The sequence below is a fragment of the Leptolyngbya subtilissima AS-A7 genome, assembly GCF_039962255.1.
Classification (GTDB): Bacteria; Cyanobacteriota; Cyanobacteriia; order Phormidesmidales; family Phormidesmidaceae; genus Nodosilinea.
Genome location: NZ_JAMPKY010000004.1, coordinates 339,576 through 353,415 on the forward strand (window position 1 = coordinate 339,576; position 13,840 = coordinate 353,415).

The 13,840-nt window shown below is 57.6% G+C and carries 13 protein-coding genes; 8 read left to right on the plus strand and 5 right to left on the minus strand.

All coding sequences use genetic code 11. From position 1 onward, the window contains the following. Nucleotides 1–32 precede the first annotated feature (32 nt). The 3 genes from NC979_RS11200 to NC979_RS11210 form a co-directional block, all read right to left on the minus strand. Entirely contained in the window at nt 33–896 is an 864-nt protein-coding gene (locus NC979_RS11200; protein WP_190520648.1) for a hypothetical protein, read from the minus strand. A gap of 162 nt (nt 897–1,058) precedes the next feature. Next, complete coding sequence (locus NC979_RS11205) at nt 1,059–1,985, minus strand: PstS family phosphate ABC transporter substrate-binding protein (RefSeq protein ID WP_190520649.1); 927 nt, start codon at nt 1,983–1,985, stop codon at nt 1,059–1,061. Nucleotides 1,986–2,330: 345 nt separating this feature from the next. Beyond that, the gene (locus NC979_RS11210) at nt 2,331–2,723 is read right to left on the minus strand and encodes a tetratricopeptide repeat protein (protein WP_190520651.1); all 393 of its coding nucleotides are present in this window, start codon (nt 2,721–2,723) and stop codon (nt 2,331–2,333) included. A gap of 128 nt (nt 2,724–2,851) precedes the next feature. On the opposite strand from NC979_RS11210, the gene NC979_RS11215 reads away from it, so the two are divergent. From NC979_RS11215 to NC979_RS11245, 7 genes are all read left to right on the plus strand, one after another. Then, a complete protein-coding gene (locus NC979_RS11215; protein ID WP_190520653.1) occupies nt 2,852–3,493 on the plus strand; it encodes an L-threonylcarbamoyladenylate synthase in 642 nt (213 codons plus the stop codon). Nucleotides 3,494–3,567: 74 nt separating this feature from the next. Then, nucleotides 3,568–4,287, plus strand: coding sequence for a sensor histidine kinase (locus tag NC979_RS11220; protein ID WP_190520655.1), 720 nt, complete (start codon nt 3,568–3,570; stop codon nt 4,285–4,287). Nucleotides 4,288–4,472: 185 nt separating this feature from the next. Next, nucleotides 4,473–4,661, plus strand: a complete 189-nt coding sequence (locus NC979_RS11225) for a hypothetical protein (RefSeq protein ID WP_190520657.1) — start codon at nt 4,473–4,475, stop codon at nt 4,659–4,661. A 33-nt stretch (nt 4,662–4,694) separates the two neighbouring features. Then, on the plus strand, nt 4,695–4,880 hold the full coding sequence (locus tag NC979_RS11230; RefSeq protein ID WP_190520658.1) for a chlorophyll a-b binding domain-containing protein: 186 nt from the start codon (nt 4,695–4,697) through the stop codon (nt 4,878–4,880). A gap of 82 nt (nt 4,881–4,962) precedes the next feature. Beyond that, entirely contained in the window at nt 4,963–5,571 is a 609-nt protein-coding gene (locus NC979_RS11235; RefSeq protein WP_347403948.1) for a DUF3318 domain-containing protein, read from the plus strand. A 6-nt stretch (nt 5,572–5,577) separates the two neighbouring features. Continuing rightward, nucleotides 5,578–6,438, plus strand: a complete 861-nt coding sequence (locus NC979_RS11240) for an urease accessory protein UreD (protein ID WP_190520662.1) — start codon at nt 5,578–5,580, stop codon at nt 6,436–6,438. Nucleotides 6,439–6,697: 259 nt separating this feature from the next. Continuing rightward, nucleotides 6,698–7,342, plus strand: a complete 645-nt coding sequence (locus NC979_RS11245) for a helix-turn-helix domain-containing protein (protein WP_190520664.1) — start codon at nt 6,698–6,700, stop codon at nt 7,340–7,342. A gap of 12 nt (nt 7,343–7,354) precedes the next feature. Here the strand turns inward: NC979_RS11245 and arsS are convergent, their stop codons facing one another. Beyond that, nucleotides 7,355–8,359, minus strand: coding sequence for an arsenosugar biosynthesis radical SAM (seleno)protein ArsS (gene arsS, locus NC979_RS11250; protein WP_190520666.1), 1,005 nt, complete (start codon nt 8,357–8,359; stop codon nt 7,355–7,357). Nucleotides 8,360–8,642: 283 nt separating this feature from the next. Continuing rightward, nucleotides 8,643–10,664 (minus strand): sensor domain-containing diguanylate cyclase, encoded by a 2,022-nt coding sequence (locus NC979_RS11255; protein WP_190520668.1) that lies wholly within the window; start codon nt 10,662–10,664, stop codon nt 8,643–8,645. A gap of 313 nt (nt 10,665–10,977) precedes the next feature. Here NC979_RS11255 and NC979_RS11260 point away from each other — a divergent pair, with 313 nt between their 5' ends. Continuing rightward, nucleotides 10,978–13,578, plus strand: coding sequence for an endonuclease MutS2 (locus NC979_RS11260; RefSeq protein WP_190520922.1), 2,601 nt, complete (start codon nt 10,978–10,980; stop codon nt 13,576–13,578). The last annotated feature ends 262 nt before the right edge of the window (nt 13,579–13,840 follow it).

Sequence of the window (13,840 nt, forward strand, 5' to 3'; positions counted from 1 at the left end):
GGGTTGCCGTGGCCAGTTCTCTAACTGGGTTGCTAGCGCGAGCGGGGGTCACTGGCCCAGATAATTACCAGTCCGGAGGCCTGTTGCCCAGGGGCTCCTACGCCAATGCCCACCAGGGAGATAAACAGGTAGGGCTGCCCTTCCTGAAACACCTCAAACAGCGGGCGATCGCAGTAGCCGTTGGCCACACGATTCACAGCATACTGCGGTGCTGGAAAGGTGCGGGGAATATCCTGCTCTTCGATGAACTGAACGTTGCGGGTCAGGTAGCGCAGCGACACCACGCTGGGCAGAGTGCTGTAGGTATCGGCATTAATTTGCGTAAAAAAGCAGGCCTGCTCCTGGGGCGACCAGGTCGCAATGCCCTGGGGGATCAGGTAAGCGATCGCCGGAAATGAGGTTTCAGTAGAGTCAAAATCGCTGTCGCCTGACCCACGGGTGAGGCGGGTAAAAATTTCGGCCACGGCCTCATTGGGCACTACGGCTGTAGCAGCTGCTGGCTCGGCGGCGGGCTCTGGCGGAGGTGGGCTATTGCTCGAGACCGGCTCGGCGATAGCTGGAGTGGGGGCGGGAGGCGGCGCGATCGCTTGGGTCGGCGGGGAGGCGGGGGCCAGAGGCGATGGGGCAGCTGCTGACGGGGTCGGGGCTGCCTCAGGCTTGGGGGTGTTGAGAGTGCCGATGCTCAGCAGATCGACAAACTCGTCTTCGGCAATCGCATCCTCAGCCTCGGGAATCGGTTGCGGCGAGGGGGCTGGGGCCAGCAGCACCAGCCCGTGAAGCACTAGCGATAGGCCGAACAGTGGCGCTAATAGTAGCTTGGCTCGATGCTGCCATGGCGTTGGTCGCTTCGGGGGCGATACCGGCCGAGGTGATGTTACAGATTCCCCAATGGTCATAGGTGCTAAGGATAGTGGCAGCGTTAAAACACTGATACAGGGTGAGTTAGCTTCAGTGGATAGGCGCAGCCAGCCCTCGGGAATGAACGGTCTCCCCGAGGGTTGGCTGCTCTAGTGGTCAGGCTCTGCCCGAGAGGGCGATCGCGTCAAGCTAAGCGCAACCTACAAACCTGATAGCTCAGCCAGAATGTCGGCGTAGCGCTGCTCAGACAGCGGCACATAACCCACTTCAGGCACAAGCTCAGGCCCGTTTTCGAGCATGAACTCGACAAAGGCGCGCACCTCGGGGCGGCTCTCTAGGCTGCTCTTCTTGACGTAGACAAAGATGGGCCGAGATAGAGGCGCGTAGGTGCCATTCTCGACATTCTCCGGAGTGGGCTCAACGCCGTTGACGGCGACTGCTTTGAGGGTGTCCTGGTTTTCGAGGTAGTAGGCCAGACCAAAGTAGCCAATGGCGTTGGGGTCGCGGCTGACGCCAATCACGAGAATGTTGTCGTCTTCGCTGGCGGTGTAATCGGCGCGGCTAGAACCTGCCTCACCCACGATCGTTTCAGTGAAGTAGTCGAAGGTGCCCGAATCGGTACCAGGGCCAAACAGCTCGATGGGCTCGTTGGGCCAGCTGGGGTCGATCTGATTCCAGCGGGTAACGGTGTCCTGGGATTCAGGGCTCCACAGCGTTTGCAGCTGCTCTACGGTCATTTCGTCGGCCCAATCGTTTTCGGGGTTAATGACCACCGTCAGCGCGTCGGTGGCGACGGGCACTTCAATGTATTCAATGCCAGCGGCGGCGCAGGCTTCGACTTCGGAGGCTTTGATGGGGCGCGAAGCACCGGTGATGTCGAGTTCGCCAGCGCAAAATTTGCTAAAACCGCCGCCAGTCCCCGACACGCCCACGGTTACCTGAGTGCCACGATTTGCGGCCATAAATTCTTCGGCCATGGCCTCAGATATGGGGTAGACAGTGCTAGACCCATCAATCTGAATAATGGAATTTTGAGAAACCGCGCTGGGGACGCCAATGCCTAGCGCTACTGCGGTGGTTACCGCTCCAGCTAGAATATAGCGATTAAATTTCTGTCTGCTCGTCATACAACACTCTCCATAGCGTCCTAAACATGGTCAAATCCGCCATGGTAAACGCTACAGACTCAACCCTAAGAAAGCCTAATGGCAACAATAAGCCTAGGGAGAAAATGAATTAAGAGTCCTTTAAGAAGCCAATAAACCTACTGTTCAAGGAATAGCTTAAATATCTTGGGCAGTAAGAAAAATTCAGCTTTTTGCAGTCTTAATTGCTCTAGGCTTAGGACATTAAAGCTCTTTGTGGATTAATAGTTTATCCGCAATTAAGACTGAGCAAACAACACCATCAACATGTCAACAGCGTCCTTAGCTCTGAATCTTTGATCTACTTAAAAGCACGTTGAATTATAGCTAAACCGTGGCAATCAACTGCTTTTTGACCCAAATGTCTTCTCTTGAGTGGATATAGACGGGATCGGCATGGAGAGCGATCGCCCGGTTATATGACTCCACCGCGTTGCCGTAGGCACCCATTTCAGCTAGCAGCTTGCCTCGGTTAAACCAGGCCTGGTGATACTGGGGGTTGAGGGCGACGGCTTTGTCATAGGCAGCTAGGGCTTCGGCCTGGCGATTAAGGCCACAGAGGGCATTGGCACGATTGTTCCAACCGGTGCAGTAGGTGCTGTCTAGGGCTAACGCCTGATCAAAGATCGCTAGCGCCTGAGCAAACTGGCTCTGTACGCAAAGGGTGCAGCCTTGGTCATTGAGGGCGGCGCTGTGGTCATGGCTGGAAATGGGATTCATGGGCGATCTCCTAGGCGACAGTTCCCATTGTGGAGTTGGCGAAGGTGAGGCGATCAGGGGGGGTGTCACCCGCTGGGGGTACGGGTTTACAATCCGTTGGGGAAAAGTTGATTAATTTAGTGCAGCCTATGCCACAGGTAGCGTTACGAGAACTGGTTGCAGCGGTGCAAGCGGGGGAACTGATCAGCTTTCCCACCGATACGGTGCCAGCGCTGGCGGCGTGGCCCGAGGCAGGCGATCGCATCTACACCGCCAAAGAGCGCAGCCCCGACAAGCCGCTGATTCTCATGGGGGCCAGCCTTGAGGATCTGCGGCCCTACGTTGACGGAACTGAGGATGAGTTAGCTCAGTGGAGTGCGATCGCAACTCAGTATTGGCCCGGCGCGCTAACCCTGGTGCTGCCCGCTAGCGATCGCTTGCCCCCGGCTATGAACCCTCAGCAGACAGGCACCGTGGGGCTGAGAGTTCCTAACCATCCCTTAGCGAGGCATCTGCTAGGCCACACCGGGCCGCTGGCCACCACCAGCGCCAACCGTTCGGGGGAGCCGCCCTTGGAGACCATGACGGCGATCGAGGCCAGCTTTCCCCAGGTGTTTACTCTAGATCAGGCGACCCAGGCTGAGATCTACGCCTTCCTCCAGGTTGAGGTTCCCCCCCCAAATCAGCCCCAGGGCTCAGGGCTGCCCTCGACCGTAGTGCGCTGGCAAGAGGGTGGCTGGACAGTGCTGCGATCGGGCGCAGTAGCTTTGCCTAAGGTCGAAACTGCTTAAAAGCGGTTTCGACCTGTCGCCCAGAGTTAGGCTAGCAGAGGCGAACTCATCTATCGCAATGGACAGCTGCCGCAATGGACTATCCCCAAGGTCAAGACTTTACCGATCTCGAAACGCTACAGCTGGCCTACGATCGCCTGCAACACCAAGCACAGCAGCAGGCGGCCTTCTTGGGTACGGCCTCCCACGAGCTCAGGTCACCCATTAACCAAATCATCAGCCTGCACCAACTAATTCTCGAAGACCTGTGCGAAAGCCCCGCCGAAGAGCGCGAGTTCATTGCCCAGGCCAATCAGGCCATTCAAACCGTGCTCAAGAATCTCGATCTGCTGATCACTCTCTCCAAATTCGATATTGGTGCTCTGCACCCCCGGCTCGCCACCACCTTGCTCCAGCCGCTGATCACCCGCGTACAGCGCATGATCGAAATGCAGTGCATCAACCGCCACTGCCGGTTAATTGTGGGGCCGGTAGAGGCCAATCTACAGGTTCAAGCTGATCCGGCATGGTTAGAGCAAGCCCTAGTCATGCTGATTGAAGCTGCCCTGGCCCAAGGAAGTCCGCAGATCAGCCTGACAGTGTCTGAAGACCCCACCACCGGTAACATTGCTTTGCATTTGGGGGCAAACCCTGGCGAGGCTCCACCGTCCGCCATGGCTGCCCTATCGCCTGAGTTTCGCTACCAGCTAGCTGCTCGTCTAGCGCTCCACCTAGGGGCCACCTTAGAGTTTTTAGGTGCCGCAGAAAATCCCAAAAGTCTTTTGTGCCTAAAGCTGTCGCGCCCTACTAACTAACGTTTAATTACCGCCATTTCATTGAACATTTGAATTAACCGTGCCGTTTCAGGATCTTTCGATATAGTTTGGGCAAATTGCTTCCGGAACTCAGCGCTGCTTCCCTGTAGCTAACTTAAACCCCCACTCTGTATGCATTGAAACGCAGCCTGCCGGATCCCTGAAACTAAGTCACCGAAACAATTATGGAATTTGTCATCGTGCTCATTCTGGTCTTCATTGTGTGGACCAATGAAGCCCTATTGGGGAAATCATTAATCAAAGAGCCTAAGCCCAAAACCGCAGAAGATAAGTTTACCGCTGCTCTAAAAGAGTATTTGGATAGTGGTATTCCTGTCCGCATTGTCGAGAAAAAAGACGGGGGAAAAAAGTAAGATGCTCTTACACAGACGTTACTTGCTCCAACCATGACTCACGACTCAAATCCTACTGTCCCTATTCCTGAGGCCGCTGCCGAGCCCGCGCCTGCCTTTGGTTGGAATCGTTATGCTGAGCGCATCAATGGCCGATTTGCCATGGTGGGCTTTGTGGCACTGCTGCTGCTAGAGCTGGTCACTGGCCAGACATTTTTTAGCTGGTTGGGCTGGCGCTGAACCCAGGCCCAACCCAGGCATGACGTGCGGTCTAGCCCTTAGAAGTGGTAGGCTTGGAGGTGATTTTTGGGATGGTGTGACTGTGGTTAACCCCAATGCAGAAATTGGTCGACTGCGGGAGCTGATGCCCGCCACCGCCCGCATGAAAACTAAGCTGATGCTCAGCGATCGCCAGCTGAACGTCATTAAGGCTGAGTTTCCGCGCCCTTGGCAGTCGGCTCACACCGTCTCAATCAACCTTGATTTGTGGCATCAGCTGGCCGTGGCCGAGCGCGATTTGCTGTTTTTGCGCACCGTGAGCTGGGTGACCATGACTAACGTGCTCAAGCCCAACTGGTATCAAGCCATGGCCGGGGCTGGACTAGTTGGCAGCGTGGTAGAGCTGCTCCAGGGCGACGCGGTGGGTGTAGTGGCCGCCGCTGGGGTCACAGCCCTGGCTAGCTGGCAAATTTGGCGTGGTGTCACTGGCCCCCAAATCGAGATTGCTGCCGATGATAAGGCGGTGCAGGTAGCCTTGCGGCGTGGCTACGACCAGGCCGACGCCGCTGCGGCTCTGATTCGTGCCATTGAAGCAGTGCCCCCCTTGGAGGGTCGGCGGGTGCTCACCGTTAACGAGTTGCTGCGCTGCCAGAACCTGCGCAGGCAGACCGGGCATTCAGAATTTTCGGTGCCCAAGAGCTACCGGCGTTAGAAATCTATGGTTCAGTCATCGGCTCAGACTTCTGAGGCTCACCCGGGCTGGCGAGGGTTAGCCCGGCTCAGCTATGCCATGGAGTCGGGTCGGTGTGTGCCGACCCAGACCTATACCCGTGCCCCCTTGCGAGTGCAGCGCCCCCTATATCCCGAAGGGGAAGGGCTGTGCCATACCGTGCTGGTACATACCGCTGGGGGCCTGGTGGGAGGCGACAGCCTGATGGTGGAATTGGCCGTCGCCCCGCGTGCCCAGGCGCTTATAACCACCGCCGCCGCCAGTAAGGTCTACGGCAGCGCAGACACCGCTAGCAGCAACCAGCAGGTAAACATCACCCTCGCGCCAGAGAGCTGTCTGGAATGGTTCCCCCAAGAAACCATTGTGTTTAACCAGGCTCACTACAGCCAAGCGCTGCGGGTTGACCTGGCCCCTGGAGCCATCTGGGCTGGTTGGGAGATCACCCGCTTTGGCCGTAGCGCCCGAGGAGAGACCTTTGAGCAGGGCCAGTGGCGATCGCGCCTCGAAGTCTGGCAAGCTGACCAGCCCCTATGGCTCGATCGCCAGCACTTAACCGGGGGCAGTGCGGCCCTTTACAGCGCTAACGGCTTGGCGGGGCACCCGGTGGTGGGGAGCTTTGCCGTGGTGGGGCACTCGTTTGACAGTGACGCTGTGGGTGCTCTGCGCCAGCTGTGGCCAATAGACCAACCTGGTGACATCGGCGTCACCCGGCTGCAATCGGGGTTGCTGTGTCGGTATCGAGGCCCGTCAAGTCAGACAGCGCGGCGATGGTTTGTGGCTGCCTGGCAGCACTTGCGTCCTCTCTACCTAGGGCGCTCGGCCACCGTGTCACGGCTGTGGCCTCGGTAAAGGTCGCAACTCGAGCAGAGATCCCTGGTTTTCTCGGAACCAGTCACGTCCCATGCTTAAGTGTTTCAAAATGTTGGGGCTCAGCATGCTGAGTTCCTAAAGGAACTGGCCTAGATATAGAGGTGATTGGAATAGAGAGCATCCTCTAGCCGTCGTCCTCTCTAGCAGGAATACCGTTAGGAGGACTTTAGCGCTCCTTCCGGATGAGGGTCTGACGCCAGCGAAAGGATAAAAATCATGAGACTTCTCAAAAGGTGCTATGAAGACTCCTCACTTTTCTGGCTCTAAGCTACCCCCTGCTTCAGAATACGCGCTGATTATTGGGGCCGGGGCGACGGCAGCCATGTCGATGGCGGCGCAACAGGTGGCAGTAGCAACTCTGCCCGTAACTACCCTGGTGGCCTTGGGCCTGCTCAATCGCTACCGGCTTGACCAGCGACTGCAAGACAGCGAGACCAGCGGACCTACCCAAGAAGAAGCTACCCATAAGCAGGCTCCAGCTGCACCCCAGCGAGTTACTGCTCAACCTCGACCAGACGCAATTTCGGCTCGGCCCCAGGTGGCAACCACGCCAACTACCTCAGCCCGTTTCTCTGAGCAGCGCGCCTACATTCACGAAACGTTAGCCAAAAAGATGCAGGCTAGGGCCGACTTTGCGTCGGTGCAGCAAGCCAGTTTGAAAAAGGTGGGGGCCTACCTCCAGCAGACTCGGCAAGAGAAGTCGCTGTCGCTGGAGGATGTTTACCAGCGGACGTTCATTCAAACTTATACCTTGAGGGCGCTCGAAACCGGCAATTTGAATCAGCTGCCAGAACCGTTTTATATTCGCGCCTTCATTCAGAAATATGCCTCAGCTCTGGGGTTAGAGGGGGCTGCTCTGGCGGCAGATTTCCCGATGCCCTAGTTCTCAAACCGCCTAGGTGAGAGCACCGCCACAGCTAGACCCGCTGCCGGCGGTGCAGCCATAGCAGTAGGGCCGGGTTTGCACGGTCTCGATCGCATCGAGGGAGTTAGCTGCAAGCAAGTCGGCCACGGTCAGCGGTTGACCACTGCGCCCCAGACTGGGCACGGCTTCCATTTGATTGAAGTCGCAGTCGTAGATGTGGCCTTCGTAGTCGATGGAAAGCTCTTGGCGACACATCAGATGGGGCACAGTGGCAGGGTTGTGATGGTGAGCCAAAAATTGCAGGTAGGGCACATAGAGATTTTTGCCCTCCAAATATTGCTTAACCCGGCCAATGGGCAAGTTGGTGATGGTGTAGAGCTGGTTAAAGGCGATGTCAAAGTGCGATCGCAGATAGGCTTCATAGTCACTCTGCAACACCGCCTGGCTGGGGGTCAGCGAAAACTCGGCACTTCGGGGCACGGGCGGATTGTAGACAAGGTCTAAGCGCAGGGCTGGGTCATGGCCGTAACCCAGCTGGTTGAGCCGCTGTAGGGCGCGGATAGACTCGGTGTAGACCCCAGAACCCCGCTGTTTATCGACGTTGTCTTCGAGATAGCAGGGCAGCGAAGCCACCACATGCAGCTGATGGCGAGCAAAATATTCTGGCAGGTCTTCAAGCTCAGGCACAAAGAAAATGGTCAGGTTCGATCGCACCATCACCGTTTTGCCCAGCTGCCGCGCCGCTTCCACTAGGGGGCGAAAGCCATAGTTCATTTCGGGGGCACCGCCGGTCAGATCAACGGTAGCAATCTGTGGAAACCGTTGGATCAGCTCGATTAACTGGTCGCAGACTTCGGGTGAAAGTTCTTCGGTGCGCTTGGGCCCAGCCTCCACGTGGCAGTGGGTACAAGCCAGGTTGCACTTGCGGCCCAGATTCACCTGCAACACGGTAATCGGCAGCTTGGTGAGAGGCTGCCCCAGCCGCTGAGCAAAGGGGGTAACGGCGATCGCTGGAGAGGGAGGAGACTGAACCATGGACCCTAGGTAGGTAAAACAGCATTCATCAATACGGTTGCCGAGGCAATTGAGTTGCCTCAGCTCAGGCTCAACACGCCTTGTTATTACAATCTACAACCCTGAAAATTTTCTGAGAGCGGGGAGCGGTCTAATTTTGAGGAAAGGTGGGCGGCTCGGGTGATTTTAACGAGTCATGGACGTTTGGGGTGCAAGGTTTAGGGTATAAGGTGCACAATTACCTTGAACCGAACCTTATAGTTAAAACTCTTTCCGCAACCTGTCGTCTTCGTTGGCTAGAGCTTTAGTGCGATCGCTTGGGAGAAGCTACTCTTACCTGGTCGCGCCCCTCATTTTTGGCCGTATAGAGGGCTTCGTCAGCCTGCTTAATCAGGTCGGCAGAGCTGCCGTCGCTGGCAGGTTGGGCGCTTGCCACCCCCAGGCTTAGGGTAACCACCCTGGCCACGACCGACTCCTCATGGGGAATGCGGTGACTACGAATCATCAGGCGAATGTCTTCAGCGACGGTTTCGGCTCCCTCAAGGTAAGTATTGGGCAGTACGATCACAAATTCTTCTCCCCCGTATCGGGCTACCAGGTCGCCGGGGCGCTTAGCGGCGCGGTTGAGGATGCGGGCTACCAGCCGCAGGCAGACATCTCCAGCCTGGTGCCCGTAGCGATCGTTATACCCTTTAAAGCAGTCAATATCGGCCATAATCAGTGCTATAGGCCCATTTTCTCGGCTCATGCGCCGCCATTCCTGATCTAGATACTGTTCTAGTCGACGGCGATTGGCTACCTGGGTCAACCCGTCGAGGTAGGCCATGCGCTGCAACCGCTGGTTGGCTAGGGTGAGCTCCTGGTGCATTTTGGCCTGCTGAATGGCAATCCCCACCTGGGTCGCTAGGTTTTGCAGCAGCCGGACATCGGCCATCCGCCAGGTTCGGGGTGCCTGGCACTGGTGGGCAATCAGTAAGCCCCACAGGGTTTGATCTTGCAGCAGGGGCACCACAATTTCGGCCTGAATTTGAAAGTATTCTAAAAACCCTAGCTGAGAGGCAGGCAAATTTTGGGTGTAGATATTCTCTACCGCTAGTCCCCGCCCGGCCCTGTAGTGAGCCAAAAACTTTTCGCCCACCGACCAGGGGTCGCGCATGGCCCAGCCCAGCATCGGCAGATAGGATGCCGAGCAGGCTTCTTGAATGACCTGACCGCTCATGTCGGACTCACACTGCACGACGATGACGCGATCGGCCTCGATAAACTCTTGCACTGAGGTAACGGTTTGCGCCAAAATGCTGTCCAAATCAAGCACGCGGCGAATGCGCTGGGCAATTTTGGCCACCAGCCGCTCTCGCTGCGACTGGAGTTTGATTTCAGCCTCAACTCGCTTTTGCTCAGAAATATCGAGGGTGACCCCAGCCAGTCGAGAGGTCTGCTCACTGTCCTTAAAGACTTGACCTCGAGATGACAACCAACGCGTGTTCCCGTCTTTATGGAGCACGCGAAACTCAATTCCGTAGTGCTGTCCTAACTGAATCGCCTGCTGTAGGGCCTGCTGCACCGTGGTCTGATCGTCTTTGTGCACGTAGGTGAACAGGGTCTCGTAGGTACCACTAAACTCGCCGGGAGCCAGCCCTAGCAAGCGCTCTTGTTCATCAGAGATCACTATCGTTCCCTGGGCTAGATCCCAGTCCCAGGTGCCCATTTGGGCGCCCTTGAGGGCCAGGGCTAGGCGCTCTTGCTGCTGCTGAAACAAAGCGACGGAGTAGTGACAGGCGGTAAGTTCAGCTTGGTCGGTAGCGGCCGCCGCAAAGCGGGGAAGCGTGTAGAATCCGTCGGGGGCCAGCAGCCCTAACCAGTGGTGAGCCTGGTCAACAACGGACAGATAAAGCTGCTCGGGATATAGCGCGCTCATGGCCAGCGGCCAAGCTAGGCACGGACCCAAGGGTTGCAACTGACTGAGGGGAGTCATCCATTGCTCAACTAAAACCTCGCTTAGGTCGGCTAACTCAGCCGTGGCCTGGGCAACATTAGCGTAGCCAAAGACCCCCACTAAAACTTCGCCGCTATATACCAGAGCGTAGGTTTTGACGGCCGTGGCCATGGCCGCCACCGTCTGCTGCACCGTGTCGCTTGTGTTTGCCCGCAGGGGAGACGGATCGATGCTGGCTGTGGGAGCGGTAGCGGTAGCGTTAACCAGGTCGTTTTCAGGCACAGATTCAGGGACGGTGAATAGATGGGACTGGATTGTGGGCAGATGAAGGTTATACCCCGCATAGTCGTCCTGGCAGCCGATCTGTTCTGTAGAGGCTACCGCAACCACCCTCGCCCACGGTGTCGTAACTGTATGGCAGCGGCAGCCGGTTTCATAGGATCTAGCATGCCCGGTAGGGGTATTGGGTGGTCATATATTGAGGGGGGCTTAACAACGGTTAGGACGTGTGGGCAGCGTGTTTTCTCGGTGATGCGGCATCTGAATTGATTTAAGCCGATGGCTTAGAACTGCGGGTTGAACTATATCAGACCGAGACAGGGGCAGGTCTATCGTGGGGCTGGGTTAGCTGTCTAAGCCAGGTGCGGCGGGAGTTCTCTATACTAAAAGGATGTCTTGAGCGAGCGTAATTCCCCTGTCTGAGCTGCCATTAATTCACCATGAAACCCTGGAGTTGCTGGAGTGGCCTCGGCTGTGCCAGCACTTATCTACCTTTGCCGCCACTAAGCGCGGCACCCTAGCGGCCCAGGCACTAGTCACCCCTGCAACCCAAGCAGCTAGCGTCAACCTGCTGACTCAGACCCAGGAGGCCGACTGGCTGGAGCAGCACAACAACGGCCTTAACTTTGGCGGCATTCGCGATATTGGGACGGCGGTGGAGCGAGCCTATCGCCAGGGGCTATTGAGCGGCGAGGAGCTGTTGGCCATTGCCACCACCCTACATGGAGCACGCCAGCTGCGGCGCACCATTGATGCTCAGCCGCCGGAGGATATACCGGTTTTGCAGGATTTGGTGGCCGACCTGAGCACCCATCCCGAGCTGGAACAGCAGATTTATCACTGCATTGACGATCGCGGCGATGTCACCGATCGGGCTAGCCCTAAGCTAGGGGAGGTGCGCGATCGCCTCAAATCGACCCGCCAAGACATTCAGCAGCGGCTCCAGCGGATTTTGCAGCGCCAGTCGGGGGCTATGCAGGAGCTATTGATTACCCAACGGGGCGATCGCTTTGTGCTGCCTGTCAAAGCGCCCCAAAAAGACGCGGTGCCCGGCATTGTGCACGATGCTTCAGCCAGCGGGGCCACCCTTTACATCGAGCCTCAGTCGGTAGTCGAACTGGGCAATCGTCTGCGCCAGCTGCTGCGTCAGGAAAAGACCGAGGAAGATATTGTTCTACGGCAGCTTAGCGACGCGGTGGCAGAGGTCTATGACGACCTAAGCCATTTGCTAGCAGTGGTCACCGAATTGGATCTAGCTCACGCCCGCGCTCGCTACTCGCTGTGGCTAGAGGCTAACCCGCCTCGGTTTATCGAACCCCAAGAGCAGACCACCCTGCGTCAGCTGCGCCACCCGTTACTGGTGTGGCAGCAGCGCCACGAGCAGGGGCCTGAGGTGGTGCCGATCAACCTGCTGATTCGCCCAGAGCTGCGGGTGGTGGCCATTACTGGCCCCAACACCGGCGGCAAAACCGTTACCCTCAAAACCCTGGGCCTAGCGGCGCTAATGGCCCGCGCGGGCCTCTACGTACCGGCCCGTGAACCTGTGGAAATTCCCTGGTTTGGGCAGGTGTTGGCCGACATTGGCGACGAGCAATCGATCGAGCAGAGCCTATCGACATTCTCGGGCCATATTCGCCGGATTGGGCGGATTTTGGCAGCGCTTAGTGGTGGGGCAGGTGAGGAAAGTAGGGGAGATAAGGAAAGTGGCGGAGATGAGGAAGAGCAACACGCCCTTGGGATAGGCTTCGCCAACTCTAGTAGACCTTCACCGACAAACGAATCGGAAGTGGAGGATTTATCAGAGTCTGCGGATGCTCCCATCCCCGCATCTCCCTATCCCCGCATCCCCCCATCCCCTCATCCACGCCTCCACCCCCCCACCTCAGCCAACGCCCTTGTACTGCTCGATGAAGTTGGCGCTGGTACCGACCCAACGGAGGGCACTGCCCTGGCCATTGCCCTGCTCAAGCACCTGGCCGAGCGGGCGCGGCTGACCATGGCCACAACCCATTACGGTGAGCTGAAGGCGCTGAAGTATCAGGACGCGCGGTTTGAAAACGCGTCGGTGGAGTTTAATGAGGCGACGCTGTCGCCGACCTATCGGCTGCTGTGGGGCATTCCGGGGCGATCGAATGCACTAGCTATTGCTCGCCGACTAGGGCTAAATGCTGGGGTAATTGATGCAGCGGCAACTCTGATGGCGACGGGGTCACAAGACGATGTTAACCAGGTGATTGCTGGGCTGGAGGCCCAGCGACGCCAGCAGGAGGAGCGATCGCAGGAGGCGGCCGAACTGCTGGCCGCTACCGAAAAACTGCACCGTGAGGTGCAGCACAAAGCCGACATGCTGCGCGATCGCGAGCAGGAACTCAAGCTCCAGCAGCAGGCGGCGGTGCAGCAGGCGATCGCCGACGCCAAGCGCGACATTGCCAAAGTAATTCGCCGGTTGCAGCAGGGCGATGCCACGGCGCAAGATGCCCAGCGAGCCACGGCAGCGGTGGATGCGATCGCCCAATCTCGTTTGCCTGCGGCTGCGCCGACTCCCGCGAAACCGGGTTACCGGCCGGCGGTGGGCGATCGCGTGCGCATTCCCAGCTTGGGTCAGACTGCGGAGGTGCTGACCGCCCCCGACGACGACCACCGCATCACCGTGCGCTTTGGGCTGATGAAAACCACCGTCAGCCTAGCCGATATCGAATCGCTGCGGGGTGAAAAGGCGGAGGTACCCGTTAAGACAAAGCCTATCGATACCGTACCCGCTGCCCAGGCTGCGCCCCCTGCTCCCGCCATTCGCACTAGCCGCAACACGATCGATCTGCGCGGCATGCGGGTGGCTGAGTCAGAGGCGGTGCTAGAGGAGGCGATCGCTCAGGGCAGTGGTGCTCTGTGGATTATCCACGGTCACGGCACTGGCAAGCTCAAGGCGGGGGTACATGAGTACCTCAAACGCCATCCGCAGATTCAACGGTTTGAGCCTGCGGCCCAGGCCGATGGTGGCACTGGGGTAACGGTGGCCTATCTGTAGAATCTAGGGTTTGATTGCCTCTATTCAGCTTTTACCTCAGCCCAGTGCAATAGCGAGCGGCTAAGGGCAGCTGGTCTTGCCAGCCGAGCCGTCAAGCTTCTTGAATGAGTTCTTGAAACGTCATTGTCAGTCGCTGCACTATAGCTCTGGATTACCGAACCTATTGGCCTCAGAACTCTGTATCTAAATTGGTAACAACGCCGCTGGGCTGAGATCGCCGTGGCACAGTGAATGGACAAACTTCTATAAATGAGTGTGAGGT